This is a genomic window from Pseudalgibacter alginicilyticus, assembly GCF_001310225.1.
Taxonomy (GTDB): domain Bacteria; phylum Bacteroidota; class Bacteroidia; order Flavobacteriales; family Flavobacteriaceae; genus Pseudalgibacter; species Pseudalgibacter alginicilyticus.
Genome location: NZ_CP012898.1, coordinates 1,626,477 through 1,653,251 on the forward strand (window position 1 = coordinate 1,626,477; position 26,775 = coordinate 1,653,251).

Annotated in this window: 26 protein-coding genes; 13 read left to right on the forward strand and 13 right to left on the reverse strand. The window is 31.8% G+C overall.

The features are described 5' to 3' along the window. Window positions 1–123: 123 nt before the first annotated feature. From APS56_RS06615 to APS56_RS06655, 9 genes are all read left to right on the forward strand, one after another. Complete coding sequence (locus tag APS56_RS06615) at window positions 124–681, forward strand: tetratricopeptide repeat protein (RefSeq protein ID WP_054726284.1); 558 nt, start codon at window positions 124–126, stop codon at window positions 679–681. A 194-nt stretch (window positions 682–875) separates the two neighbouring features. Then, window positions 876–1,247, forward strand: a complete 372-nt coding sequence (locus APS56_RS06620) for a transposase (RefSeq protein WP_038529377.1) — start codon at window positions 876–878, stop codon at window positions 1,245–1,247. Continuing rightward, window positions 1,247–2,098, forward strand: coding sequence for an IS3 family transposase (locus tag APS56_RS06625; RefSeq protein ID WP_082379217.1), 852 nt, complete (start codon window positions 1,247–1,249; stop codon window positions 2,096–2,098). Before APS56_RS06620 ends, APS56_RS06625 begins: the two co-directional genes overlap by 1 nt. A 59-nt stretch (window positions 2,099–2,157) precedes the next feature. Next, a complete protein-coding gene (locus APS56_RS06630; RefSeq protein ID WP_054726287.1) occupies window positions 2,158–2,625 on the forward strand; it encodes a hypothetical protein in 468 nt (155 codons plus the stop codon). Between the two features lie 155 nt (window positions 2,626–2,780). Next, complete coding sequence (locus APS56_RS06635) at window positions 2,781–4,307, forward strand: serine hydrolase (RefSeq protein ID WP_054726290.1); 1,527 nt, start codon at window positions 2,781–2,783, stop codon at window positions 4,305–4,307. A gap of 142 nt (window positions 4,308–4,449) precedes the next feature. Beyond that, window positions 4,450–4,941, forward strand: coding sequence for a hypothetical protein (locus APS56_RS06640; protein WP_157757623.1), 492 nt, complete (start codon window positions 4,450–4,452; stop codon window positions 4,939–4,941). Between the two features lie 145 nt (window positions 4,942–5,086). After that, a complete protein-coding gene (locus tag APS56_RS06645) occupies window positions 5,087–5,902 on the forward strand; it encodes a hypothetical protein (protein WP_054726297.1) in 816 nt (271 codons plus the stop codon). A 142-nt stretch (window positions 5,903–6,044) separates the two neighbouring features. After that, the gene (locus APS56_RS06650) at window positions 6,045–7,001 is read left to right on the forward strand and encodes a hypothetical protein (RefSeq protein WP_054726300.1); all 957 of its coding nucleotides are present in this window, start codon (window positions 6,045–6,047) and stop codon (window positions 6,999–7,001) included. A 330-nt stretch (window positions 7,002–7,331) separates the two neighbouring features. Next, window positions 7,332–8,714 (forward strand): sulfatase family protein, encoded by a 1,383-nt coding sequence (locus APS56_RS06655; protein ID WP_054726301.1) that lies wholly within the window; start codon window positions 7,332–7,334, stop codon window positions 8,712–8,714. Between the two features lie 97 nt (window positions 8,715–8,811). On the opposite strand, the gene APS56_RS06660 is transcribed toward APS56_RS06655, so the two are convergent. Together APS56_RS06660 and APS56_RS06665 are read right to left on the reverse strand one after the other, a co-directional pair. After that, window positions 8,812–10,275 carry a lipopolysaccharide biosynthesis protein gene (locus tag APS56_RS06660; RefSeq protein ID WP_236778471.1) on the reverse strand — a complete coding sequence of 488 codons (1,464 nt, stop codon included), beginning with the start codon at window positions 10,273–10,275 and terminating at the stop codon, window positions 8,812–8,814. After that, window positions 10,272–11,198 carry a glycosyltransferase family 2 protein gene (locus tag APS56_RS06665; protein WP_236778472.1) on the reverse strand — a complete coding sequence of 309 codons (927 nt, stop codon included), beginning with the start codon at window positions 11,196–11,198 and terminating at the stop codon, window positions 10,272–10,274. The genes APS56_RS06660 and APS56_RS06665 overlap by 4 nt, the downstream gene beginning before the upstream one ends. A gap of 1 nt (window position 11,199) precedes the next feature. On the opposite strand from APS56_RS06665, the gene APS56_RS06670 reads away from it, so the two are divergent. Beyond that, window positions 11,200–12,048: a glycosyltransferase family 2 protein gene (locus APS56_RS06670; protein ID WP_054726320.1), complete on the forward strand. Its 849-nt coding sequence runs from the start codon at window positions 11,200–11,202 to the stop codon at window positions 12,046–12,048. A 347-nt stretch (window positions 12,049–12,395) separates the two neighbouring features. On the opposite strand, the gene APS56_RS06675 is transcribed toward APS56_RS06670, so the two are convergent. Together APS56_RS06675 and pafA are read right to left on the reverse strand one after the other, a co-directional pair. Further along, complete coding sequence (locus APS56_RS06675) at window positions 12,396–13,205, reverse strand: DNA/RNA non-specific endonuclease (RefSeq protein WP_054726323.1); 810 nt, start codon at window positions 13,203–13,205, stop codon at window positions 12,396–12,398. Then, the gene (gene pafA / locus APS56_RS06680; RefSeq protein ID WP_054726325.1) at window positions 13,198–14,856 is read right to left on the reverse strand and encodes an alkaline phosphatase PafA; all 1,659 of its coding nucleotides are present in this window, start codon (window positions 14,854–14,856) and stop codon (window positions 13,198–13,200) included. The genes APS56_RS06675 and pafA overlap by 8 nt, the downstream gene beginning before the upstream one ends. 110 nt (window positions 14,857–14,966) lie before the next feature. Between pafA and APS56_RS06685 the strand changes: the two genes are divergently transcribed. Together APS56_RS06685 and APS56_RS06690 are read left to right on the forward strand one after the other, a co-directional pair. Further along, window positions 14,967–15,704: an MlaE family ABC transporter permease gene (locus tag APS56_RS06685; protein ID WP_054726327.1), complete on the forward strand. Its 738-nt coding sequence runs from the start codon at window positions 14,967–14,969 to the stop codon at window positions 15,702–15,704. Beyond that, window positions 15,704–16,471: an ABC transporter ATP-binding protein gene (locus APS56_RS06690; RefSeq protein ID WP_054726328.1), complete on the forward strand. Its 768-nt coding sequence runs from the start codon at window positions 15,704–15,706 to the stop codon at window positions 16,469–16,471. Before APS56_RS06685 ends, APS56_RS06690 begins: the two co-directional genes overlap by 1 nt. Before the next feature lie 30 nt (window positions 16,472–16,501). On the opposite strand, the gene APS56_RS06695 is transcribed toward APS56_RS06690, so the two are convergent. From APS56_RS06695 to APS56_RS06705, 3 genes are all read right to left on the reverse strand, one after another. Next, window positions 16,502–17,971, reverse strand: a complete 1,470-nt coding sequence (locus APS56_RS06695; RefSeq protein ID WP_054726330.1) for a DUF389 domain-containing protein — start codon at window positions 17,969–17,971, stop codon at window positions 16,502–16,504. A gap of 79 nt (window positions 17,972–18,050) precedes the next feature. Continuing rightward, a complete protein-coding gene (locus tag APS56_RS06700) occupies window positions 18,051–19,133 on the reverse strand; it encodes a mannose-1-phosphate guanylyltransferase (RefSeq protein ID WP_054726332.1) in 1,083 nt (360 codons plus the stop codon). A gap of 157 nt (window positions 19,134–19,290) precedes the next feature. Then, on the reverse strand, window positions 19,291–19,884 hold the full coding sequence (locus APS56_RS06705; RefSeq protein WP_054726334.1) for a SprT-like domain-containing protein: 594 nt from the start codon (window positions 19,882–19,884) through the stop codon (window positions 19,291–19,293). Between the two features lie 207 nt (window positions 19,885–20,091). Between APS56_RS06705 and APS56_RS06710 the strand changes: the two genes are divergently transcribed. Continuing rightward, window positions 20,092–21,033 (forward strand): hypothetical protein, encoded by a 942-nt coding sequence (locus APS56_RS06710; protein WP_157757624.1) that lies wholly within the window; start codon window positions 20,092–20,094, stop codon window positions 21,031–21,033. A 47-nt stretch (window positions 21,034–21,080) separates the two neighbouring features. On the opposite strand, the gene APS56_RS06715 is transcribed toward APS56_RS06710, so the two are convergent. The 6 genes from APS56_RS06715 to cdd all read right to left on the reverse strand — a co-directional run bounded on the left by APS56_RS06715 (window position 21,081) and on the right by cdd (window position 26,708). After that, complete coding sequence (locus APS56_RS06715; RefSeq protein WP_054726339.1) at window positions 21,081–21,716, reverse strand: HAD family hydrolase; 636 nt, start codon at window positions 21,714–21,716, stop codon at window positions 21,081–21,083. Window positions 21,717–21,720: 4 nt separating this feature from the next. Then, window positions 21,721–22,404 (reverse strand): SDR family NAD(P)-dependent oxidoreductase, encoded by a 684-nt coding sequence (locus APS56_RS06720; protein WP_054726342.1) that lies wholly within the window; start codon window positions 22,402–22,404, stop codon window positions 21,721–21,723. After that, window positions 22,397–23,368: a M28 family metallopeptidase gene (locus APS56_RS06725; RefSeq protein WP_054726345.1), complete on the reverse strand. Its 972-nt coding sequence runs from the start codon at window positions 23,366–23,368 to the stop codon at window positions 22,397–22,399. Before APS56_RS06725 ends, APS56_RS06720 begins: the two co-directional genes overlap by 8 nt. 99 nt (window positions 23,369–23,467) lie before the next feature. Further along, window positions 23,468–25,129 carry a pyruvate dehydrogenase complex dihydrolipoamide acetyltransferase gene (locus APS56_RS06730; protein WP_054726348.1) on the reverse strand — a complete coding sequence of 554 codons (1,662 nt, stop codon included), beginning with the start codon at window positions 25,127–25,129 and terminating at the stop codon, window positions 23,468–23,470. A 3-nt stretch (window positions 25,130–25,132) separates the two neighbouring features. Next, on the reverse strand, window positions 25,133–26,131 hold the full coding sequence (gene pdhA, locus APS56_RS06735; protein WP_054726349.1) for a pyruvate dehydrogenase (acetyl-transferring) E1 component subunit alpha: 999 nt from the start codon (window positions 26,129–26,131) through the stop codon (window positions 25,133–25,135). A 94-nt stretch (window positions 26,132–26,225) separates the two neighbouring features. Next, on the reverse strand, window positions 26,226–26,708 hold the full coding sequence (gene cdd / locus APS56_RS06740) for a cytidine deaminase (RefSeq protein ID WP_054726351.1): 483 nt from the start codon (window positions 26,706–26,708) through the stop codon (window positions 26,226–26,228). Window positions 26,709–26,775 lie beyond the last annotated feature (67 nt).

A 26,775-nucleotide genomic window follows, 5' to 3' on the forward strand; every position in this document is an offset into this window, starting at 1 on the left:
TCGTTGCACGTTTGCTACGTCTGATTTTCCTTCGGAAAATCCTCGCACGCAAACACGCAACTTTCCATATACAAAACCGTTACCAGAAACCTCAAAGCAACCAACTTTAGAACAAAAAAGAATATGAAATGGTTTTTAAATTTTTTAAAAAAAACAAAAACAGAAAACGGATACCAGGAAAAATCCGATGAGGAATGGGATGCGTATATTGCTTTTTCACGCGGAGAAAAATATTTTTTCAATTCAAATTGGAAAGAAGCATTATATCAATTTGACACAGCTGTTGAAAAGAATTATAAACACAATAATCTTTTTGAATATAGAGGTTTATGTTTACAATCGTTGGGTTATGAATTTGAAGCAATAGAAGATTTTAATAAAGCAATTTTAAATTCACCCAATAATTGTCATTTATACTTTACACGTTCGCTCTCAAAAGATGTGATTTTGGATTATGTTGGAGAAATTGAGGACATTGAAAAAGCTATTGAGCTATCAAAAATAGACTCAGAAATAAATAGAAAATATAATGAAGATGCTATTAGAAACGGATATAAAAATGGTGTAATAGATTTATATCAAATTGCATTATTAGGAGCGAAATCAAGATTAGAATTTGACATAAAAGAAATTGATAAAACTCATTCTGAAGAAAAACTAAAACTTATAAAAAGGAGATAAATTAAAAAGGCATCTGGTAATACCGTATAAAAAAAATTGCTATTTTGGGCTAAATTTAAAGGTCGTTGCACGTTTGCTAGCTTCTGATTTTCCTTCGGAAAATCCTCGCTCACAAACACGCAACGTTCCTTACACATCAACGTTGTAATGCATTATGACCCGTCCTGAATATAGGCTACATAATTTTAAACATTATGTACAAAAATGACAAAGTAATCAGACGGTATTCAGAACCTTTCAAACTGAAAATTTTAGCCGAACTTACAACCGGTAAACATACAAAGAGCGAACTTTGTAAACTCTACTCCATTGCTCCTACAACGGTCAATGAGTGGATTAAAAAGTACAATCGTAAAGATCTAATGAACACCAGAGTAAAAGTGGAAACAAAAGACGAAATATCTAGAATTAAAGCACTTCAAAAAGAGATTGAACAGCTTAAAAAACTACTGATTAAAAAGGATTTAGATACTTTGGTTTTAGATTCATACCTTGAGGTAGCTGCCGAAGACTTAGGCTATAAATCTGTAGCTGAACTAAAAAAAAAGCTAAGTATAAAGCCTTAATTAAAGCTAAAGAGAAATCTAAGGGATTTACATCTTTAACAACTATAACGCGTTGTTTTGGTCTTAAACGTGATGCGTATTATAAATACAAATCTAGAGCTGATAAGCGGTTAATACAGGAACAACAAATTATAAAAATAGTCAGTAGAAAACGTAAATCCCTTCCTAGAGAAGGCGTTAGAAAACTCATTAAATCGTTAGACAATGAGTTTTACAAAGCCAATATTAAAGTCGGCAGAGACTCTTTATTTAGCGTACTTAGAAAGTATAATATGCTCACACTAAGAAAGAAAACCAGTGCCAGAACTACAAACTCTTATCATCGCTTTTATAAATACAATAACCTGATAAAAGATAGAAAAATTACAAGGCCAAATCAGGTGTGGGTAAGCGATATTACCTACATAAGAACCATTAAAGGATTTTGTTACTTAGCACTAATAACAGATATGTATTCTAGGAAAATTGTCGGTTATGATCTAAGTGATAGCCTGGAACTAAAAGGATGTGTTAGAGCTCTAAACAAAGCTCTGTACCAAACAAAGAGCACTAAAGATTTAATACATCATTCAGACAGAGGCATACAGTATTGCAGTAATGTATACACACAAGTTCTTAAAAGAAATAAGATAGATATTAGTATGACGGAAGAAAACCATTGTTACGAAAATGCCATGGCAGAGCGTGTGAACGGCATATTAAAAGATGAATTTTACCTCGACCAAACCTTTGATAACGTGGATCACGCGAAAAGAGCTACAAAAAATGCAATTAATTTATACAACCAAATAAGATTACATTTATCTTTAGACTATAAAACACCGAATATGGTATATAAATTATCAGCTTAAAAACAATTTTAACCTGTAGCCATATTTCAGGACAAGACATTAGACGAAACCAAAACTGCATGAATTTATTTAAACATTTAAAACCTAAAAACGAAAAAATTCAAGTTAACCTCGGAATTAAGGAATTAAAAAAAACACTTGATTCAAAAGGAAAGAATTTTCATTTTAAATGGCTATCTGAAAATAGTTTTATAATCAGTTTGAATTTTTCTTTTGGTTCAAACCTTCTGTTTGACGTTAATTATGCAAATACAAAAAGTGACATAATTGCTGAGGGAAAAATAGCTGAAATAAATGATTCTGAATCGACAATAATTTTAAAAACGAAAAGCAAATATTGGCTGACTTTTATTCTTTTTCTGCCAGTTTTAGTACTGTTTTTTGAATTGACTTTTGATTTAGGAATTCCTCTTCCATTTTTCTTTGTTTTCCCGATTGGTTATGTCATCCTAACAAACTTCATAAAAACTGAGGACGAAAAGCTGATTAATAAATTTAAAGAAACACTTAAACGAGGAAATAAATAACGCATTACAACAAAGTATATAAAAAATTGCTATTTTGTGCTTAACCAATGTTAGTTGCTTTGTTTGCTAGCTTCTGAGTTTCCTTCGGAAAATCCTCGCACACAAAACCGCACTATTCTTATACAATCACGTTGTAGCGCATTAAAGTAGAAAGTATGAAAAAAATTATATTAACACTTACTCTTTTGATTTCTTTCTTATATATAGATGCTCAAGAGAAAGAATTACCAACTTTTATAACAGATAGTTTAGAAAACTATATTACCCAAGGTATGAAAGATTGGGAAATACCTGGTTTATCAGTTGCAATTATTAAAAATAACAAAGTAGTCTTTATGAATGGTTTTGGTGTTACCAAGGTTAATGGTTCTGTGCCCGTTGATGAAAACACACTTTTTATGATTGGCTCAAACACAAAGGCTTTTACTTCAACCGCACTTTCAATTCTGCAAGAATCAGGAGTTTTGAATTTAAATGATAAAGTTCAAAAATGGATGCCAGAATTTAGATTGAAAGATACACTAGCCAGCAAGGAAGTAAACATTGTAGATTTACTTTCCCACAGAATTGGTTTTGAAACTTTTCAAGGCGATTTCACATATTGGGCCTCAACTCTTTCTAGAGCCCAGGTGATTCAAAAAATGAGCTTAATAGAGGCTCCTTATAGTTTTCGTTCAAGGTGGGGTTATTGTAATGCTGCTTATGTTACTGCAGGTGAATTAATCCCAAGAGTTATCAATAAGAGCTGGGAAGAAACTGTTAGGGATAGTATTCTTTTGCCATTAAAAATGAATAGAACTTTAATGTTGGCTGAAGAACTAAATAATGCGTTAAACGCAGCATCCCCTCATACTAAAACAGATAATAACCTTGTTGAAATACCAATAGCAAATATAAATAATCTTGCTCCAGCAGGAAGTATTAGTTCTAGTGCGAAAGACATGACCAATTGGCTATTTGCTCAACTTCATAATGGTAAAATAGACGGTAAGCAAATACTTTCTGCTAGAAGTATTGAATCTATTAGGAGACCTTCTTCTATTCTAGGTGTTGATCCAAGAGACAATAAAGAAACCCACTTTTATCTTTACGGAATGGGGCTAGTTATTAATGACCGTAATGGAAAACTTGTTTATTCTCACACGGGAGGAGTTGATGGCTTTTTATCGTCAGTTATGATTATCCCAGAAGAAAAACTTGGAATTGTAGTGTTAACGAATACTGACCAAAATAACTTTTACCAAAATCTGACTGACGAAATACAGGATGCTTTTTTGGGATTACCTTATCAGGATTATAGCAAAACCTCGCGTGAAAGTTTTAAACAGGAAAAGCTCGAAGAAGCCAAAAGAATTGATTCCTTAAAAAAGGAAGTATCCCTAAAATCTATTCCTAGCTTACCCTTAAAAAAATATTCGGGAAATTACTTCAATGAAGTTTATGGAGATATAGAAATTAAATTAGAAAATAATAAATTAAATATCTATTTCTCAAATCACCCCCAATTAATAGGTAGACTGGAACATATAAAAAATGACACTTATTTATGCACATATTCAAACCCAACTTTTGGGATTGTTGAAATACCATTTAAGGTTGATAATTATAAAGTTAATGGGTTAACTCTAAAAGTAGCAGATTTTATAGAATTTACTCCTTATGAATTTAGTAAAACAAATTAAAACGTGCTACAACAATGGCTATAAGTAATTGCTTGTTCTCGCCTACTTCTGAAAATCCTAGCGGATTTTCAGTTTGGTGTGTACTTGCAAAGTTAAGTGCTAACCCACACAACAAAACATATACAAACACCTTACCCAACATTTGAAAAAAACATACGACATAAAAATTGGAAATAAGGTTTTGATTAATAAAATCGGCGTTTTTCTCGGTATTGTTGGAGCAATATTCTCAATTTTAATCGGACTTTCAATCATCTCGACCATATTAATGCCGAATGAAATGACTGTAGTTTACATAATTGAGTTTTTTGAGAATAAAACCTATTTCGTGCTTCTGACTTCTATATTGCTATCCGTAATTGGAGTAGAAATAGCCAAAATTAGGAATTACAAATCATCGGAATTGACTATCGAAGCGAAAAAAATTTCTTTCTTAAAAAACGGAGAATTAATAGAGATTCCTGAACCACGACTTCATAAGATTACAGAAAGAAAAAATCGCTTATCAAAAGTGAGTCTGATAAAAATAAAAACGGACACACATAAAGAATATGACATCAAAGGAACTGAAAAAATCCTTGAGCATCTGAATGAATTGTTTCCGAATAAAACTAAATTAAAAAACGTTGGGTAACACCGTATAAAAATAATTGCTATTTTTATTCTTAACCATAGGTCGTTGCTGTTTTGTTACATCTGATTTTCCTTCGGAAAATCCTCGCACACAAAACCGCAACTATTCTTATACAAACACGTTACCTGCAAGCTGAAAAAACCGAATGAAGAAAACAATCCTACTTATTTTATTGACAATATCAATTACATCTTGCAAAAGTCAAGAGGAAATTGATTTTAAAGTTGGTTACTTACCAAATTACAATTACACGTTAACCCAAAAACAGATTTCGGAAAACAATGTAAAATATATTGCATCGGACGAAATACTGCAAAATTTAAAAAATAACGGAATTGAAAACCCAACTATAACGAAAGACACAAGTCTTTTAAAAAGTGTTTCTAAAACAGGAAAACTGAAAGGAAACGAATTTCCGATTAATATAGAATTGTTAGAATCCAATAATCCATCTTTAACAAGTGGAACCAAATTTTTCGGAAAATCAGTTGACGGAAAGACTAAAATTGACTCTATTTATTCTTCGACAATGACAGAAGAAAAAAAGAGAACTTTACTTCCCGCACTGGAATCAATGATGAATCAAATCAAATATCCTAATAAAAAAATTAAAGTTGGAGAAAGTTTTGAGCAGAAAAACCCAATGTCAATGCCAATTTCAGATGTGACAATTGAAATGGAAATTAATTCAATTTACACTTTGAGAAAAGTGGAAAACGGAGTTGGATATTTTGACCTTGACCAAGTTTATACTATAAAATCAGCTACTAAAGATTACGAAATGAAATTGGACGGAACTGGAAAAGGACAAATAAACTATGACATCGAAAAACAATTCTTTACCAAATTCTATCTGGAAATGGAAATGAATTTAAAAACTGAATTAGAAGCTTTTAGCATTGAATTACAAACGAAAAGTATAACAGACCAAACAACTGAAATAATAAAAGTCAGCAAGTAACACCATATAAAATTAATTGCTGGTTATAGTGTACTTACGATAGTCCTCGTGGACTTTCTATCTGTGATTTATTTGCTAACTTTAGTGCTGAAACACGCAACGAAATCATACACAAACACGTTGTGCGTAATTAATCCAAACTATGCGAAAAACCATTCAAGTAGAATTTAAAAATCCTTTAGGAATATTTAATCTTGATGATTTTAGCTATTTATATAATGATAAAGAACTAAAAAGAATCGCTGAAGATTCTTCTTTGTATTTTATCCTTCAACGTCCTTGTCTAATATTTAGAAATATAAAATGTTCTACAAAGTTTCTTACTGGAGAAATCTCACAACCTTTAACTGGAATTAATATAAAATTTCAATTACCATTATATCAGAAAGACGTAATTGAAACTGAAAATATATCGAATATTGAACTTCATTTGTGTTACAATAAAAGCTTAACGAACAAAGAAAATCTAAATGATTTCATTGATGTTATTATAATAAAAATTCCAGAAGAAAAGAATTTCACTAAATTAATCACGCCTGACACAATACTAAGAAGCCGTTACAATAAGAATTGGAAAGTTAATATAGAAGGAGAAACAAAAAAACTTTTAGAATTTGATGTAAAATATATTGGCCATTCTGTAAAACAATTTATAGCGAAAAGGATTAAAAACCATAGCAATATCCAAAGAATTTTAACCACGTCATTACCTATCCAAAAAGGAATGCAAATTTCAAAAGAACTTTGTATATGCTTACTTGAAATTAATGATATACTTGAGGCTAAAACTATTAGTCCAAATGATTATGGTTCTGAAAATAATAGTAATCTACTTAAATTACCAAACGAAGAATCTATTTACTACGATGCCGAAAAAGCATATATTAATTTCTTTTCGAAATCAAAAAATAACTTATTAGAAAACAAAGACCTTTATGCTTCTTATCCAAAAGGAACAAACGGACTATTTGATGAAAAATATGAAAATATAATTTATAACATACACGATGAAATCACATTAAAATATGGAGATAAAGAATTAAATAATAAAAATGTTATTTATGTCAATCGGAAATTAAAAACAGTTGAAAAAAAATAACTACGCACAACAAAGTACTTGTAGTAAAAAGCAAGTAAAAAGGCCTTAATTTTTCATCAAAGTGCTTCTATATGTATTATCAACATCAACAAACTTTTGAATGGAAATTATAATTACATGTATCTTTAGACTATAGAATACCTAATATGGTATATAAATTATCAGCTTAAATTCAATAGTTTAATCATCCATGTTCTGCTACTTATTATAAATGCAACCTATCCAATTGGTTCTATGCTATAATTAAGAAGAAAAGAGGGGTGATACCTGTAATAAAGCATTAACTTGAAAACCGCTAACGAGCAGTTCAAAATACTATAAATCTTTATAATGAAAAAACATCAATTAAACATAATCATTCTTCTATTCATTTGCTTTAAAGTAATTGGACAGACAAAACAGCCTAATTTTCTTATTATCCTTGGTGATGACATAAATGCTAAGGATATTGGATGTTATGGATCTGAAAACAAGAACACCACTCCAAATATTGATAAATTAGCAAATGAAGGAATTTTATTTAAAAACATGTTCGTCTCTGAAGCTATATGTGCTCCAACAAGAGCTGAATTATTTACCGGAATGACTCCTAACAAAAATGGATGTAATATCAATCACGCCACTACAAAGCAAGGCACACTTAGCATTGTTCAGCATTTAAACAAACTTGGCTACCGTGTAGGACTAACAGGAAAAATGCATTTTAGGCCTACATCTGTTTATCCATTTGAAATTATTGAAGGATTTACAAAAAACGCTAATTATGATGGAACTCCTCCTGAAAATTGGGATGGAGTGAGTGAGTTTATAAATCGAGATAAAAATCAACCTTTTTGTTTGATTATTTGTTCCGTGCATGCTCATGCACCTTGGAATGCAGGAGACAGTTCATTATGGGATCCAAATACCATTGTGCTTCCAAAACATTTAGTAGACACCAAAGAAACGCGTGAGTATTTTACAGAATACTTGGCTGAAATAAAACTTTTTGATGAACAAGTAGGAAACGCCAGAAATCTTCTTAAAAAAAACAATTTAGAAGCTAATACAGCCCTTATCGTTTTAGATGAAAATGGTGCTGGTATGCCCAGTGGCAAATGGACTACTTATGATATTGGTGTTAGATCTGCTTGCATAATGAAATGGCCAAAACCTTTTAATAATAAATTTGTGACTAATGCCATAGCGCAATACTGTGATATTTTACCAACACTAATTGAAGCAGCAGGTGGTGAAGTCTCTTCAAACTTAGATGGGAAAAGTTTACTCCCTCTACTCAAAGAAAATAATACAAAACACAGAAAATATGCCTATTTCTTGTATAACAACACTAAGGAAGGTCCAGAATATAAAATGCGGGCAGTAACTGATGGCACGTTTAAATTAATTTGGAATAAATCGCCAGACAATCTTTATGCTATTAGAGTTATAAACGGCTTTGATTTTGGTTATGTTGATAAAATGGAAGACCGTCATGTACGTAAAATGTATCTTTCTTGGCTTGCCAAAGCAGGATATGATAAAAACGCAAGTGAAATTGTTCAGCGTTATAGAAAACATCCTGATTTTGAACTGTATAATCTTAATGATGACCCTGAAGAAATGCACAACCTTATAGATAATCAAGAATTAAATACTATAGTTAACGAACTTAAAAATGCTCTTATCAGCCATATGAAGGCACAAGAAGACCGTTTTTATACAGTTAATTAAAGAATCAAACAAAAACCGACTCGCTAACACAAATAACCGAGTTAAAAAACAAATCACTCAACTCCTTGTTACCTACTTAACTGGGTTCATACTCAAGCTATTTCTTATATAATACTTTCTCAACCCAATAATTTAAACTATAAACCAGTTTTAATCTGTAAACCACAAGTACTGTCAGTACACAGAACACGCCTGATTTTACTAAAAGATTCAGAATATTGCTTTCTGCTTCAGGCATAAAATAAACACCAATACCAATTAAAAGTACAATTAAAAATAATTGTAAATAGCCTTTATCAAAAGGTAGTATTTTAAACTTTATATATATATAGTAAAGCTTAATACTATTAAACAAGCCCATGGCAATTAGTGATGCCCAAGCCACACCTGCAATACCATAATCGGTTTGAGTTAACACATATAAATTCAAGCAAATATTTATAAACACCAATACAAATAACAACATAATATTGACGCGATAATATTTTGAATACGATATAATTTCAGAACTAAACCCCGTACTCATATTAAACAACACATTGGCACCAAGAATCATAATAATAGGAATAGAATCTACTAGCTTATCATAAGTAGGCAACAACTGAAACAAGGAATCAATTCCTAAAACAATAGCACCATATAACACAGCCCCCACAAAAAACAAAAGCTTAGCATTTTCGGTATATTTTCTCCCTAATTCAACAATGCTATTCTTTTTTAAATATTCTGAAATTAATGGCGAATAAATAGCAAATATTCCCGATGCAGGAACTGCAATAACTGAAGCCAATACCACACCAATGCTATAGGTGCCATTTGCTTCAAATGTAATGAATTCAGGTATCATTAAAACATCCAACCTAAAGGCTAAAAATGACCCAAAACTTCCTAAAAATGCATAAAAACTATAACGGTAATATTCTTTTTTTACAATTTGAGCAAAAAGAGATTTAAAACTAAAATCCAGATTGATGCTAAAATGTTTAAACACATACAGCATTAATAAAGCCACAATTATAAAATAAGAAGCTATAAAAGCTAACAATCCGTCCATAACTTCTAAGTATCCCGATAATAACAACAAAAAGATAATGGGTAAAGCCACTTTTGGAATAATTTTTTCAAACAAGGTTGGCACCGACAACTTCTTTAAATTGGTAGCTTGCCGCTTAAATAACTCTATAAAAGCAATAGCAAATGCCAATGGAAAAGCATAAAAAATATACTTATAATTTTCAAAACTTATAATATAGTTTCCCAAAATTAAAAGCAGTAAAAGCACGGTACTGATTCCTAAAATAGTTACAATGGCATACTTAAATAATTTTTTTTGGCTTTCTTCAGAAACAGAGGGGTAAAAATAAATAAGCGCCTGACCTGCTCCAAACAACATGATAGGAAACATAAGTTGCGCGATGGCATCAACATAGCGAATAATACCCAAAACTTCTTTATCATTTGGATAGATAAAAATAGTAGACACAATGCCAATAACAATACCCAAATAATTAATAAGGGTGAACCAAAATACCTGTTTCTGCTCGTTATTGCTTGACATCATTTATAACTTGACCTTGTTTTTAAAATGGAAAACACTTTTATTTTCAATCCAATAAAATAACCCAATAAACTAAAAAACAACTCTAAACTTTGCAAAAGCGAGTAGTATTTAAAAAAATATTTAGGCAGTCCAAAAACAGAAATAAAACCATTCCAATAACTTTTAAATAATGAATGATTAACATTTAAAATGGCATTTAAAATCTGAAATTTACTTTGCAGCATATCTTTTTTAAAATTCCTCACAATGGTTCTATCATGACAAATTTTAGACGCTTTGACTATAACAACTTTATAATCATGAAAAACCACACGGTTCACATAATTTCTATCCTCTCCATAATGTTGAAACATCCACTCAAAATAGCCAATCTGCTCAACAACATGCTTTGGTATAAGCCATGCGGCAGCATTAACAAAAGGCACCTCATCTATGTTTTCTGATATTTCATTTGTTTTTCTGTTCCAATAAGTATTAAAGTTTTCATCTAAAACGGTTGCATCATTTGAAAAATGAAGCGGACTTAAAATTCCATATTTTTTATTAGATTCTGCCACCAAAACTAAGCTTCCTATAGTATCTGGAAAAACCCAAGTATCTTGATTTAAAAGAAATACATAATCAGCTTCTTGTTTCAGCGCCTCTTTAATACCCAGGTTATTTGCTTTACCAAAACCTAAATTAGCATCAGATTTTATGAGCTGAATGTTTGTGAATGATTCTATAATTGCCACAGAATTATCAGTGGAGTGATTATCTACCACCAAAACTTGTATAGGGTAATTAGATTGCTGAAGACTCTCCAAATTTTTTTGAAGCCATTTTTCCCCATTATAGGAAATAATAATAATAAAAACCTTTTTATGCAAAATGTACAGATTACCAAACAAAAATAAAGATATTTGTAAGTCTATTAACGTCAAGATGCATTTTTATATAATTATTCCAGCACATAATGAAGCAAGTACCATTGGGGTGACCTTAGATTCCTTAGTACATCAAACCTATTTACCAACACAAGTGGTAGTTGTGAATGATAATTCTACTGATGACACCGAGAATATTATTGAGGCCTACACCCATAAGCACCCATGGATTCAATTAGTAAACTCAAAATCATCGAATGAGCATTTGCCCGGCTCTAAAATTATTAATGCTTTTTATAAAGGCTATAAAACCTTAGATACCACCTATGATGTGATATGTAAGTTTGATGCCGATTTAATTTTCCCGAATAATTATTTAGAAATTTTAGCCTCCCATTTTAATAAAAATAAAAAACTTGGCATGGCTGCTGGCTTTTGTTACATTGAAAAAAATGGGGAATGGATTTTAGAAAACTTAACTCGAAAAGATCATATTCGCGGTGCTTTAAAAGCTTATAGAAAAGATTGCTTTATACAAATAGGCAAATTAAAACCTTCCATGGGTTGGGATACAGTTGATGAATTGCTTGCCAAATATTACGGTTGGGATATTTTAACCGATGAAACGTTACAGGTAAAACATTTAAAACCAACAGGGGTTAGCTACAATAAAGCATCTAAATACCTCCAAGGAGAAGCTATGTACAAAATGCGTTATGGATTCACAATTACTTTCATTTCGGCTTTAAAACTTGCCTACAAAAAGAAAAGTTTTCTATTGCTTAAAGATTATATGGCTGGTTATTTTAAAGCAAAGAAAGAAAATATTGAATATTTAGTTACTGAAAAAGAAGGGCAATTTATCAGGAATTTACGTTGGAAAGGAATATTTAATAAATTTATATGATTTTATCACATCTATTTTTCTAACCTTTTCAGTTTTATAAAATCTTTAAAAAACGCCAATCAACATTAATCAAATCTTTATTAATAAAAATTCAATATAATGAAAGTCTTCGTATTTGCACTTCTTTTTTGCACAGGTATATATTTTATAACCAAACCAACTACAAAACCTCGCATAACTGAGGTTAGCAACAAACGAGGTGCACAAAGTTGTTTTCCTCCAAACTCAGTAAAGACGGATTCCAGTCATCACAAAGAGTGTTGTATTATTTTAGACCGGGCCTCTATTATTATTAGGCAACATACAAAGCAGGTATCACAATAAAATTAAGATATGTTACTTAAAAACTATTTAAAACTCCAATCCTTATAACTACTAGAAGCTTCTAATTTAGTTTCAATTGCATCTTCCAGTTCCGGAAAAAAATCAATACCAGTCAGTGCCTCCACGTCATCAACTGAAACCACAAAATCATATAAAGGTTTGCCGGAGTTTTCATGAGGCAACAAAAAAGCTATCATTTTTGTTTTTCCCGAATTATTATCTATCAGTATTTTATAAAACTGATTAGGCACAGCTACGCGTTCTGTACCTATTGTTTTCATATGGCCTTTTAAAACACCTCCAGTTACCACAAAAACGCCGTTGTATTTACTTGCCCAATAACGCACTTTTTGCTCCAAAGTATTCCAAATACCCGAATTAAAATCATGTACTTGCGGGCTGATGTTACTTGTTAAAAAAGTTTCATCGTATGCAGTTTTATTATATTGTTTATCACCTGCAGGACATAAATGTCCACGATCGTAACCCGAATTTTTATAATTACGCCAATGGGCTGCTCCCGTTTTTACAGCCTCATCAATTTCAAAATAAGGACGTTTAAAATTAGCGTTTGATAAATGTGCTTTTTTCAACTCATAAGCCACCCATTCTGGCTGCTCATGAGGTTCGCTATAAGATAGCGAGTAACCTTCATGATGTACAATTTGACCCGTGGTGCTTGTTGGTAAAAAAAACTCATTTGTTTCATTTTTTACTTCATTTCCTAATTCAATAATTTCAGCTTTTTCTTCTACTACCAAAAAATATTCATAGGAATAAACTCCTAAAGCAAGTACCCCAGCTATCACATAGTATAAAGTCCGTTTACTCATTAAAATCTAAAACAAAATCCAATGGCTGCCCAATAGAGCCATTTGGGAAACTAATTCCTAAAAGTGCAGACATGGTTGGTGCAATGTCAGATATTTCTGTTCTATAAACCGTTTGTCCTTGTTTAATTCCTTGTCCAAATAACAGCAAAGGAACATGCGTATCATAATTTAATCCGCTACCATGTGTAGAGCCTTTTCTGCTATAGGATATATAAGAAGGATCATCTACTAAAAGGACATCACCAGAGCGTTTTTGGTTATACCCTTTTTGAAGTAAGGTTTCAATACCTGTTGTAAATTCAGATGTTGACATAACCGTGCCTGAGTATGCTTTATACATATTACGATATGTTATTTGTTCATTAACAATAGCTTGTTGTACATCGCTTAAATCCAAATCTAATTGTTTTATTTTTTCACGATTTAAAAATATTTGATTATTACTTATATTTTCAATCAAATCTGATGTTCCATACTTATTTGTCATGAACTCATTAAGTGCTTTTTTCTTTTCATTATTATCTACATAACCTGCAGGAATTTTAACACTTTCTAAATAAGCGGGCACATCTACTGCACCATGATCTGCTGTTAAAAAAACCGTATAATTTCCTTTACCTACTTTGTCATCTAATGTTTTGAAGAATCGTTCTAATTCTTTATCTAATCGAATATAAGTATCTTCAACTTCTTTTGAATTTACTCCAAAATTGTGCCCCACATAATCAGTACTAGAATAACTAACAGCCAGTACATCCGTTATGTCATCATATCCTAATTCTTCTCCGCTGATAGCAGCTATTGCAAAATCTGTAACAATACTATTTCCATAAGGTGTTCCTTTTATAATATCAAAATTTCCGTTTTGTGTTTTTAAAGCATTTAAATCATAAGGAAATGTAGCCGTTTCTTTGCCATTAAACCCTCTTTCAAAATCGTTCAAATCACTCCCACTTTCTACATAAGTATTAATATCATGATACGTATCCCATACTTTAAAATAAGATGCCACAGATTTAGATTTATTAAATTTTTTCACCCATTTTGGTAACTCGTCCATGTAGAAGGTACTAGAAATCCAAATTCCTTCGTCGGCTCCATGAAACCAATAAGCTGCGTTTGCTGTATGACCAGCAGGTAAAATAGCCCCTCTATCCTTAACAGAAATCCCTATGGTTTTTCCGCGCATTTGAGTAAACAGTCGGTTTTCATCAGCAAAAGAGGTAGTAAGCATTCTATGTGGTGACATTTGGCCTGCTTTATCTTTTGTTCCAACAGACTCAACGGAACTATCTTCTGCACAATACACAGATTTTTTCAACTCCTTATCGTACCAATTATTACCTATTACACCATGATATTTTGGAGTAGTACCTGTATAAACAGATGCATGACCTGGACCTGTGTAGGTAGGAATGTAATTAAAATGATTGTTTTTACAATTAAATCCTTCATTAATCATACGCTTAAAACCATTATCTCCAAATTTGTTGTAAAACCGTGTTAAGTAGTCATAACGCATTTGATCAACAACAATACCCACCACTAGTTTAGGACGTTCATTGATTTTTACTTCTACTTGAGTAGGTTGTTGTGCTTTGCCTGTCATGCTAAAGGCAATAACCAATAACATAAAAACTATATTCTTCATGATAATTACTTTTTTAAGTTTTCAAAAATACAGATTATAATACGTCATTATTTTAATTTTAGGTTAAATTAGTATATCTTTTTTTTACTTTAGCAGTATTAAATTTACATATGAATTACCTTCACAATATTGGAGCCTATTTTTTAATGATTCAGGAAATGTTTCGTAAACCTACCAAATGGTCGGTAATGAAACGATTGATTTTAATTGATATTGACGATTTAATTATTGGCTCCTTAGGAATTATCGCTTTTATTTCATTTTTTGTTGGAGGTGTTATTACCATTCAAACAGCTTTAAACATTGACAGCCCTTTAATCCCTAAGTATTTAGTAGGTTTTGCCACTAGGCAATCAATTATTTTAGAGTTTGCCCCAACATTCACTTCTATTATTATGGCAGGAAAAGTAGGGTCATTCATTACTTCTAGTATTGGTACAATGCGCGTTACAGAACAAATTGATGCCTTAGAAGTTATGGGAATTAATTCTTTAAATTATTTAGTACTACCAAAAACCATAGCATTATTACTTTATCCATTTGCTATTGCTATTGGTATGTTTTTAGGAATTTTAGGAGGTATGGTTGCTTGTATTATAGGAGGTTATGGCACCGTAGAAAATTATGTTATGGGCATACAAACAGATTTTGAATCTTTTCACGTTATATATTCATTTATAAAAACATTTGTATTTGCCTTTTTGTTAGCAACCATTCCTTCTTTTCATGGTTATTATATGAAAGGTGGAGCCTTAGAAGTTGGAAAAGCAAGTACTACCTCATTTGTTTGGACCAGTGTTGCTATTATCCTATTAAACTATGTACTAACCCAAATGTTATTAAGCTAATGATTGAAGTTAAAGATTTACATAAATCGTTTGGAGATGTAGAAGTCCTAAAAGGCATTACAACCACTTTTGACAAAGGAAAAACCAATCTTATTATTGGACAAAGTGGCTCTGGTAAAACAGTATTTTTAAAATGTTTATTAGGTTTATTTAATTATGAACAGGGTAGCATTTGTTATGACGGAAAAGTGTTTACAGACTTAACTGAAGATGCCAAACGTAATTTGCGTTCAGAAATAGGCATGGTGTTTCAAGGCAGCGCCTTATTTGATTCTATGACAATAGCAGAAAATGTTATGTTTCCACTTAGAATGTTTACAAAGCAAAGTAAAACTGAAATGCAAGACCGGGTTGATTTTGTATTGAAACGTGTTAATTTAGATGATGCTCATAATAAAATGCCTAGTGAAGCTTCCGGTGGTATGCAAAAACGTGTAGCCATAGCACGAGCCATTGTTAACAAACCAAAATATTTGTTTTGTGATGAGCCTAACTCAGGTTTAGACCCAAAAACATCAATTGTTATTGATAATTTAATTAAAGAAATTACCGAAGAATACCAAATTACCACCGTAATAAACTCACATGACATGAACTCTGTCATGGAAATAGGTGAAAAAATTGTATTCTTAAAAGATGGCTTTAAAGAGTGGGAAGGCTCCAAAGACACCATTTTTAGAACAGACAATGAAGCCGTTACAAATTTTGTATATTCCTCTAATTTGTTTAAAAAAGTAAGACAAATGTATTTAGAAGAACGTCAATAACAATGCTTTCAAATGAGCCTTTTCTAAACATCAATTTATCCTTTTTACAAGCAGTGTATCTAAATTAAGCTTAAACTTTAACCAATTTTCTAATTTTGCTTGATCAGCTATTTTAGACTTTTCTGTTGACGACGATTCTATCCATTTTACTGAAAAAACCGAAAGTGTATCTATTTTTGAGAAATTGGTTTGTAAAACATTAGAATAAGAAAACTGCTCAATATTTTCATAATTGATTTTCACTTCTTTTGCAAGCTCTTCAAACGGAACATAATTACGCTCAAATTTTGCTAATTTTTGTACTTTATCCTCTAAGTATGTGATTTTTTCCGATTGAGACAATACAACTAAAGAATCTCGATACCTCAACTCTTCCATATATCTAAAATTATCTAAATTTTTGGATCTATTTTGGTTTATGACCAATGTGGTATTTCCTAAAGCACTATATTCTTTTATTCTGCTTTGTAAAAGTCCTATGGTTGATTCTGGTATTTCATCCAAACCAAAGGTATTAATTTCTATCATTGAGTTTCCATCACCTGAATATTTATAATTGGTGTTTTTCTTTAAATATTCAAAATGTGGTAAATCTGCCAATTCTCTTTCAACAAAATTTTTAGCATCTCTATCAAAATTACTTTCTTTTAATACACTTAAAAAGGTCCAAATTGCAGGAACCATAACTACAACCGCCAACAGCATAGCCATTCTAGATACAAAAAGCCGTTTTTGAGAATTAACATATTTAAGCATGGGAAACCGAAGTACTTTCAATACAATAAAAGTTGCCATGGCAATAAATATAGTATTGATTACAAATAAATACATGGCTCCTAAAAAATACTCCATATTTCCTTTTGCCAATCCATATCCCGCAGTACACAATGGTGGCATTAATGCTGTAGCAATAGCAACACCAAAAATAACAGAAGCAATAGTACCTTTTTTTGTTCGAGCAATAATTAAGGCCAATCCACCAAAAAATGCAATTAAAACGTCACGAATGTCTGGCTTTACTCTTCCTAAAAGTTCTGAAGTGTCTTCACTTAAAGGAAACAACCAAAAGAACAAAAAAGCAGTTAATAAACTTAAAGCAATCATGGTTGCTAAGTTTATTAATGATTTTTTTAATGTATCAATATCGTTAATAGCAATGGAAAGCCCCACACCCAGTATTGGGCCCATTAATGGAGAAATTAACATGGCTCCAATAACTACAGCTGTTGAGTTTGCATTTAATCCAATGGAAGCAACAAATATAGAACACACCAAAATCCAAGCAGTAGCACCCTTAAATGGAATATCTCCTTTAATGGCCTGAATGGTAGCATCTCTATCAGTATCATCTCTAAAGTCTAATAAATCGCTTAAAAATTTTTTGATACTTGTTAATAAGCCTTTTGCCTCTTTTTTTATAGCTTCTTTAGATTCTTTTGCCGATTGCTCTTTTTTTGCCTCTGCTTCTTCCTCAGAAAAATTGAATTTGTTTTCTTCCATGCATTTTTAAAATTAAAACAGCTTAACGAATATAGACTAAATTAGTCTATCAGTAACAAATTTGTTACAATTAGCTAAATTATCCATATTGCTCACCAAAAGCATCTTTTACACTTTTAAGTACTTTTTTAATATCTTGTTCTTTTGATTTTGGATATATTAACAACACTTCATCTTTATCAACAATAATATAATCCTGTAAGCCATCAACCACTACAATTTTATCACTTTTAGTGCGTATCATATTCCCAGAAGTATCTTCAGCAAGCACTCTTGCATTTACTACAGCATTATCATTTTTATCTTTACTCAACTTGTCATATAAACTGCCCCAAGTACCCAAATCATTCCAATCAAATTCTGCGGCTATCACATACACATTTGTAGACGTTTCCATAATGGCATAATCTACAGAAACATTTTCTGCTTTAGGATAATTATTTTTTATAAACTCATCTTCTGCATTTGTATTATATATGGCTATTCCTTTTTCAAAAAGTTGATACAACTTAGGCTGATTTCTTTGAAAAGCATCTACCACACTTTTAACGCTCCACATAAAAATACCTGCATTCCATAAAAAATTACCTTGAGCTATAAAATTTTTAGCTGTCTCATAATCTGGCTTTTCTCTAAATTGATTCACCGATTTTATTTCTTCTTCAGTCATTTTATCAAACTCAATATATCCATAACCTGTATTTGGAAATGTAGGCTGAATACCAAGGGTCATTAAAGCATCATTTGCTGAACAAAAATCAAATGCTTGCTTTACATTTTTACTAAAAGTAACTTCATCCTCTATCCAATGGTCACTTGGAGCAACTATCATTAAAGCATCAGGATTTTCCTTTTGAATTTTTAAAGATGCATACAAGATACAAGGTGCTGTATTTCGCATTGCAGGCTCCAAAACAACCTGTCTTTCTGTTACTTCTGGCAATTGCTCAAACACTAAATCGTTATAACGTTCATTTGTTAAAATGAAAATATTTTCCTGTGGAATTAATTGTGCCAATCGATGAAATGTTTTCTGTATGAGCGTATCACCAGTACCTAACATGTCATGAAATTGCTTTGGAAAATCTTGTGTACTTACAGGCCAAAACCTTGATCCTACTCCTCCTGCCATTAATATGGCATAATAATTTTTATTTTTCATATTTCTATTTTTTCACAAAAGTTGAATATAAACTTTTATTTATTGACATGACAACTAAAAAATGTCATGCATATTTGGATTCATTGGTTTAAATATACAACTTTCAATATTACTTAATTTAACCTAACAATAGCATGCATCTTAAAAACCATCATTATTATATTAGCTCTACTTCTGTATTTGGGTTGAACAAATAAATTCTACCAGATGCCACTTCAATACATTCAAAGCGTTTTACACGTTTTTCTCCCATTTTAAAAATTTTTCCATTATATAATTTAAATTCACTTCCTAATGGTACCTCAAAAATATAAGTTTTATCATTAGGTACATCATACTGTTTTAATGCTAATGCTAATTTAACATCGGAATCGCTACTTGCTTTTGGGTTTTTAAAATGTTTCGCCAAAAGTGGTAGCAAATCATTAGGGAATATATTCGGATTTAAAAAAGGAAGCATTAAATGCTGAAATGTTTTTTTCCACTCAATACCATGCGGTTTTATAAAGCGCCCGTATTTATTATAAGCTCCAAAATGCGCTACTTCATGAATTAAAGTGATTAAAAATCGATACTGATTTAAATTAGAATTTATAGTAATTTGATGTTTTCCATGTGGTAAACGCCTATAATCACCATGACGTGTTTTGCGTTCGCTTTTTATTTTAACCGATAAATTATCGTGCTCTAAAAGTTTTAAAACTTGAGAAAACGAATTTGTAGGAATATAATTTTTTAACTGATTTTGCATGACTGCTAAAATAATAGATTTATTGATAAAGCCCCCTTGAACCTTGTTTACTTTGTTAAAAAATATAGGATTAACTGATTTTGTATTTAATGTGCTAAAAGTATCTATAATTAAGTATACTTAACATAAAAAACTAATTATTAAAAAAAAAATGACGCAACCATTACTATGACTTTACATCTTAAAATTAAACTTAGAAAAATCATCATGAAATCAACAATATACATATACTACCTACTAATAATTACTCTAACATGCAGTTGTACAAATGACCATTTTGAGGCAACAAAAAAATATTCAGCAGCATTTTCAATGAATGTCAATAATAATAAAGTACTTGTTAGTGGATATGTATACACTGACAATCAATGGAAAGCTGAATATTGGGTTGATTCTACAAATGTTGATGCTGTTACTTATACTAGCTCTTTAGCTAATGGAAGTATTTATAATATACCAGTGGATGAATTAAGTAGAAAAATATCTGTTTATAAAACTTTAAATGGGAACCAAGATATATATAAATTTGACCAAGGTAGCCTTATTGATGATGGGAGCGTGTTTTATTATAAAAACAATAATATGATAAAAATGGACACCACTGCTATTGGAACAGTAACTTCAGTAGGTTTTTTTAACAACAATCCTATTTTTTCTGGATATTTTGGAGAAATAACACACAATGAAGCTGGAGAATCCTTATCACCAAAAACACCTTTCTTATGGAATGGAGACTCTTTATTGATTCATTTACCATTGCCTGAAGACGCCACTTTTCAAGGGATTAATTGTGTTTATTTTGACTCAGAAAATTATTATACTGGTGGGTTAATGAATGTTCCAATGTATTGGAAAAACACAACGCCAATTACATTAAGTAATTTATATGGGGAAGTTCATCAAATTATTGTTTCAGAATCAGATGTATATGCCGTTGGGTTTTACAATAAAAGCAATAGTAATAGTACGGGTAATACAGCATGTTATTGGAAAAACGAAGAACTTTTTGAACTGGAAGATAATGCACAAGCATACGGAATTTTTATTGATGGCGACGATGTCTATATTTCAGGCGCCACAGGAAATATACCGCCTCAATACAAAGCATGTTATTGGAAAAATGGTGTTAGAGTAGATTTACCAGATTAAAAAAAACAAAAAAGTCCTTTCCTACAAAATCATTAAATTAGAGAAAATCACAACATTTCCAAAAGCATATCCATACTTTTAAAAGTTTTAGTTGCTTCACTTTTTAGTTCGTTATTATAATCGTGTTCCACATATCCAAATACATCAAAACCTCCTGCTTTAGCTGCTTTTACCCCAGACAGACTATCCTCAATAACCAAACACTCTTCTGGTTTGTATCCCATGGTTTCTGAAGCCCAAAGAAACACTGCAGGATCTGGCTTCCATTTTTGTAGGGTATAGCAACTAAAAATTTTATTTTCAAAATATGGTAATAAACCGGTAAGCTCTAAGTTTAATCGTATTTTATTTTCTGGACCACTTGAAGCCACACAAAAAGGACGATTTAAATTTTCTAAAACTGCCTTAACACCCTTAATGGGCTTCATGTTTTCTTTAAAAGCTTTAAAACTTTTTTCTCTGTATGCTGCTTGAAACGTATCGGGTAGTTTTTTCTGTATAAGTTCTGAAATTTTATTTTCACAAGCATTCATAAAACTGCCTTTAAAATGTTTCATACCATAAAGTAAGTCTATATTGGCTCCGTACTGGTTAGCCATATCAACGAGTATTTGAATACTTATGGGCTCACTATCAACTAAAACGCCATCACAATCAAAAATAACACATTTGTATTTGCTCATAATTTTAAGGTGTAGAGTTTGAAACCTGCAACAATTTCCCGTTATAATACTTATTCCCATTAAGTGAGAAATCGAAAATATATTCTGCCATGTCTAAAGCAGAAGTTGATGCTAAATAACCAGGAAAAGCCTCTTCCAACATTTCGGTTTGTACAGCACCTAAAGCTAAAACGTTAAACGAAATACCTGATCCTTTATATTCTTCTGCTAATAATTCTGTTAAAGTAATTACCGCAGCTTTACTAGAACTGTAAGCTGCCAAACCTGGAAACTTCATACTTCCTTGAACCCCTCCCATGGAGCTGATGGTTACTACGTGGCTTTCTTTTTTCATAAACGGCAACATCACTCGAGATAATTCTGCAACTCCAAAAACATTGGTTTTATAAATATTTTCAAATTCTTCCATTGAAATTTCTGAAAAGGGTTTGTTTAGTAATGCTCCTGCATTATTAATTAAAACATCAACTTGTTTCCAATTTTTATTTATAAAATCTTCAACTTTTTTGTAGGCGTTTTTATCGTTTAAATCAAAAGAAAACGTTTTTACATTCTTTAATTTTAAATTCCGAATAGGGTTTTCATTCCGCGAAAGCGCCAAAACATGATGTCCCGCTTTTGAAAATAACTGTACCAATTCAAAACCTATACCTCTACTTGTTCCTGTTATAATAATATTTTTACTCATTATTTATTTTAATTTCTTTGGTATCTGCATTTATCATACCTTCTAAAGCTGGAATCATTTTATTCATAAAATAAGTCATATGTATTAAATCCATATTATCTGCTTCATCATCTACATGATGGTAATAATCAAAATTAGTAAAATCGAAGGTAGAAATAGCATGAGCAGGAACTTTAAAGGCCTTATAAAACGGAAAATTATCTGAACGCCTAAACAACTTAAACTCATTAGCTTTAGGCAAAAAACCAACAAGTTCTGTGCCTCCATAATTATTTAGCGTTTCTGCCATATTAGATTTTTCATAACCTGTTAAATAGCTCATAATTTTATTATCAAGACGAGGCACCCCAATCATCTCAAAATTAATCATGGTATACAAATCAATATTTGCTTGCTTTAAACGTTTTGCTAAATGCTCAGACCCCTTTAACCCCATTTCCTCTGCAGAATATAATGTAAACAATAGGCTTCGTTTATTTGTCTTAGTCTTTGAAAAGTATTTAGCCCACTCTAAAACGGCTACCGTTCCTGAAGCATCATCATTTGCTCCATTTGCTATACTATCCCCATTTATAGTCTTAACGTTTCCAATATGATCATAATGTGCTCCAAGAATGACAAATTCATTTTTTAAATTTGAATCATTGCCTTCTATAAAACCAACAACATTGTAACCTATAACTTCTTTAACATTAAAGGTATCTCTGTATGTTTTAAAATAGGGTTTGATGTTGTTTTCTGTAAAAATATTTTCTATAAAAACAGCTGCTTTTTCAATTCCCTTACCTCCTGTTTTTCTTCCTTCTAAATCATCTGAAGCTAAAAATTCTAAATTTTTTTTAACATCTCTTAAATTAATATGATTAGAATTTTTAGTTGAATTTGAATTAGCTGAAATTATTTGTTTTTGGCCACCACATCCAAAAACAAATACAACTACAAGCAAACTAAATATTTTTTTCATAAATTTTTTAATCAAGACTTAAAGATAAAAAAACCTGCTTCAATTAAATATGAAACAGGTTTTTAATATAAATGATTTTCTGCTGTGGCAGAAATATTACTACACTAACATTGTTACAGGATTTTCAATGTATCCTTTTAACGTTTGAAGAAACATAGCACCTGTAGCACCATCAACCGTTCTATGGTCGCATGCTAAAGATAATTTCATTGTATTTCCTACTACAATTTGTCCATTTTTAACCACTGGTTTTTCAACAATATTTCCAACAGAAAGAATTGCTGAATTAGGTTGATTGATAATAGATGTAAATGTATCAATACCAAACATTCCTAAATTAGAAACAGTAAATGTACTACCTTCCATTTCTGCTGGGGTTAATTTTTTGTTTTTAGCTTTTCCAGCAAGTTCTCTAACTGCCGCACCTATTTGTGGTAAACTTTGCTCGTTTGCAAATTTAACAACTGGTACCACCAGACCATCTGGAACTGCTACTGCTACCCCTATATGCACATGATTATTTAAACGCATTTTATCTGCAAACCATTGCGAATTTACTTGCGGATGTTGTTTCAATGCTAAAGCACAAGCTTTAACCACAATATCATTATAAGATATTTTTGTATCTGGAATGCTATTGAATTGTGTACGGAATGCTATAGCATTTTCCATATCAAACTCCACACTCAGATAATAATGTGGTGCCGTAAATTTTGAATTTGTTAATGCTTTTGCAATGGCTTTACGCATTTGCGAGTTTGTAACATCTTCAAAATCTTCTTGTCCTGCTGGTACAAATTTACCTACTGAAGTTGCTGATGTTGCGGGTTCGTAATTTTCTATATCGCGTTTTACAATACGTCCATTTTCACCTGACCCTTGAATTTTAGTTAAGTTAACACCTTTTTCTTCAGCTAATTTTTTAGCTAAGGGAGATACATATACACGTCCATTTTCTGTAACTGGTGTCGGTGCAGGAGCACTAGCTTTTGGTGCAGCAGAAGTAGCCACAGCAGGCGCTGCTGCTTTAGGAGCTTCTTTTTTAGGAGCTTCTTTTGGTGCTTCTTCTTTTGAAGTAGGTGTTTCTGCAGAAAAATTAGCCGCAACTCCAGATACATCGGTACCTTCAGGGCCTATAATTGCTAATAATGAATCTACTTTTGCTGATTCTCCTTCTTGCAAACCTATTTCTAATAATGTACCAGATTGAAATGATTCAAACTCCATTGTAGCTTTATCCGTTTCAATCTCTGCTAAAATATCTCCTTCTTCAACTTTATCCCCAACTTTTTTTAACCACGTTGCTACAGTACCTTCTTCCATAGTATCGCTTAAACGAGGCATGGTAACGACTATAACACCTTCTGGTAATTCAGTTTTGGCAGCTGACTTATCAGTTTCAGATGAATCATTATTTTGAGATTCCTCAGCCTCACTAGGAGTAGCATCTGCTTTAGCTACTTCTTCCTCTGCTTCAGCAGAAGCTGAACCGCCTCCATTTAACAAAGCAGAAATATCTTCACCTTCATCGCCAATAATAGCTAAAAGCTCATCTACTTTAGTGGTTTCTCCTTCTTGAACACCAATATGAAGTAATGTTCCTTCATTAAAAGATTCAAATTCCATAGTCGCTTTATCAGTTTCGATTTCAGCTAATATGTCACCTTCTTCTATTTTGTCACCTACTTTTTTTAACCAAGCCGCAACGGTTCCTTCTTCCATGGTGTCGCTTAAACGCGGCATATTTACTACTATTGCCATAGCTTATATTTTATGTTGTATAAATGGATAATCTTCTTGTTCGTAAACCATATCATAAAGCTGTTGCTTATCTGGGAATGGCGATTCTTCAGCAAATTTTTCGCATTCTAAAACCTTTTCTTTTACGCGCTTGTCAATGACTTTAATATCATCTTCTGTAGCATATTTCTTTTCAAGAATAACGTCTTTTACTTGAGTAATTGGGTCAATCTTTTTATATTCCTCAACCTCATCTTTTGTTCTATAATGTTGAGCATCACTCATTGAATGCCCTCTATAACGATACGTTTTCAATTCTAAAAAAGAAGGACCGCCTCCTTTACGAGCTCTTTGAATCGCTTCATCAAATGCTTCAGCAACCTTAATAGGATTCATACCATCTACTGGTCCACTTGGCATATCATAACCTAAACCTAATTTCCAAATTTCACTGTGATTTGCTGTACGTTCTACAGAGGTTCCCATAGCGTAACCGTTGTTTTCGCAAACAAATACAACTGGAAGATTCCAAAGCATTGCTAAGTTAAAAGTTTCATGCAAAGATCCTTGTCTTGCGGCACCATCACCAAAACAACATAAAGTTACAGCATCACTATCGTGATATTTATCTCCAAAAGCCATGCCTGCACCTAAAGGAATTTGCCCCCCTACAATACCATGACCGCCATAAAAACGATGCTCTTTAGAAAAAATATGCATGGACCCTCCCATACCATGAGAGGTACCTGTTGCTTTTCCGTATAACTCAGCCATAACACGTTTTGGATCTACACCCATACCAATTGGCTGTACGTGATTACGGTAAGCTGTTATCATTTTATCTTTAGTCAAATCCATAGCGTGCAATGCACCTGCTAATACAGCTTCTTGACCATTATATAAATGAAGAAATCCTCTTACTTTTTGTTGTATGTACACTGCAGCTAGTTTATCTTCAAACTTTCTCCAGAATAACATGTCTTCATACCATTTGAGGTAAACCTCTTTTGTGATTTTTTGCATGGACTTATATTAAATTCTACTTAAGCGAAATACAAAAGTAATACATTGTGTGTTATTGCAAAAACGTAAACTAATTAAATTTATACTAATTTTGCTATAACATCGATTTGTTGAATAGAAGGGGGAGTAAATTTTTCAGAGAGTTAGATTTCAAAATGCGTCCTGTTTCTCCCATGAAATAAATTTCTATTGGCAATTCTTGTTTTACTTCATATTCAGCAATGGCTTGTCTACAGGCGCCACATGGAGGGATAGCTTCATCTGTTTTATTTACTTCAGAACCAGCAACAATAACCATTTTTAAAATTTTAGCATTTGGATATTGAGATCCTGCGTAATATACTGCAGTTCGTTCGGCACATAAACCTGAGGGGTAAGATGCATTTTCTTGATTATTTCCTGTTACAACCTCATTATTGTCAAGCACTAAGGCAGCTCCTACTTTAAACTTTGAGTAGGGAGCATAAGCATTGTTTCTAGCTTCTTTAGCTCTTTCTACTAAATAAAAAACATCTTGTGGCAATGCTTCTAAATTTTCATAAACGTATATGGTAGACTCTATTTTTATTTTCTTCATGTTATAATCGCTTCCTATAAAGTACTCCTAATATAAAACAAAAAAACTATTGCCAACGACGACAATA

What these genes read in the sequence shown, in the direction of transcription:
- APS56_RS06615 (WP_054726284.1), top strand. Translation starts at nt 124, where the DNA reads ATGAAATGGTTTTTAAATTTTTTAAAAAAAACAAAAACAGAAAACGGA.
- APS56_RS06620 (WP_038529377.1), top strand. Translation starts at nt 876, where the DNA reads ATGTACAAAAATGACAAAGTAATCAGACGGTATTCAGAACCTTTCAAA.
- APS56_RS06630 (WP_054726287.1), top strand. Translation starts at nt 2,158, where the DNA reads ATGAATTTATTTAAACATTTAAAACCTAAAAACGAAAAAATTCAAGTT.
- APS56_RS06635 (WP_054726290.1), top strand. Translation starts at nt 2,781, where the DNA reads ATGAAAAAAATTATATTAACACTTACTCTTTTGATTTCTTTCTTATAT.
- APS56_RS06645 (WP_054726297.1), top strand. Translation starts at nt 5,087, where the DNA reads ATGAAGAAAACAATCCTACTTATTTTATTGACAATATCAATTACATCT.
- APS56_RS06650 (WP_054726300.1), top strand. Translation starts at nt 6,045, where the DNA reads ATGCGAAAAACCATTCAAGTAGAATTTAAAAATCCTTTAGGAATATTT.
- APS56_RS06655 (WP_054726301.1), top strand. Translation starts at nt 7,332, where the DNA reads ATGAAAAAACATCAATTAAACATAATCATTCTTCTATTCATTTGCTTT.
- APS56_RS06660 (WP_236778471.1), bottom strand. Translation starts at nt 10,275, where the DNA reads ATGATGTCAAGCAATAACGAGCAGAAACAGGTATTTTGGTTCACCCTT.
- APS56_RS06670 (WP_054726320.1), top strand. Translation starts at nt 11,200, where the DNA reads ATGCATTTTTATATAATTATTCCAGCACATAATGAAGCAAGTACCATT.
- APS56_RS06675 (WP_054726323.1), bottom strand. Translation starts at nt 13,205, where the DNA reads ATGAGTAAACGGACTTTATACTATGTGATAGCTGGGGTACTTGCTTTA.
- pafA (WP_054726325.1), bottom strand. Translation starts at nt 14,856, where the DNA reads ATGAAGAATATAGTTTTTATGTTATTGGTTATTGCCTTTAGCATGACA.
- APS56_RS06685 (WP_054726327.1), top strand. Translation starts at nt 14,967, where the DNA reads ATGAATTACCTTCACAATATTGGAGCCTATTTTTTAATGATTCAGGAA.
- APS56_RS06690 (WP_054726328.1), top strand. Translation starts at nt 15,704, where the DNA reads ATGATTGAAGTTAAAGATTTACATAAATCGTTTGGAGATGTAGAAGTC.
- APS56_RS06695 (WP_054726330.1), bottom strand. Translation starts at nt 17,971, where the DNA reads ATGGAAGAAAACAAATTCAATTTTTCTGAGGAAGAAGCAGAGGCAAAA.
- APS56_RS06700 (WP_054726332.1), bottom strand. Translation starts at nt 19,133, where the DNA reads ATGAAAAATAAAAATTATTATGCCATATTAATGGCAGGAGGAGTAGGA.
- APS56_RS06705 (WP_054726334.1), bottom strand. Translation starts at nt 19,884, where the DNA reads ATGCAAAATCAGTTAAAAAATTATATTCCTACAAATTCGTTTTCTCAA.
- APS56_RS06710 (WP_157757624.1), top strand. Translation starts at nt 20,092, where the DNA reads ATGAAATCAACAATATACATATACTACCTACTAATAATTACTCTAACA.
- APS56_RS06715 (WP_054726339.1), bottom strand. Translation starts at nt 21,716, where the DNA reads ATGAGCAAATACAAATGTGTTATTTTTGATTGTGATGGCGTTTTAGTT.
- APS56_RS06720 (WP_054726342.1), bottom strand. Translation starts at nt 22,404, where the DNA reads ATGAGTAAAAATATTATTATAACAGGAACAAGTAGAGGTATAGGTTTT.
- APS56_RS06725 (WP_054726345.1), bottom strand. Translation starts at nt 23,368, where the DNA reads ATGAAAAAAATATTTAGTTTGCTTGTAGTTGTATTTGTTTTTGGATGT.
- APS56_RS06730 (WP_054726348.1), bottom strand. Translation starts at nt 25,129, where the DNA reads ATGGCAATAGTAGTAAATATGCCGCGTTTAAGCGACACCATGGAAGAA.
- pdhA (WP_054726349.1), bottom strand. Translation starts at nt 26,131, where the DNA reads ATGCAAAAAATCACAAAAGAGGTTTACCTCAAATGGTATGAAGACATG.
- cdd (WP_054726351.1), bottom strand. Translation starts at nt 26,708, where the DNA reads ATGAAGAAAATAAAAATAGAGTCTACCATATACGTTTATGAAAATTTA.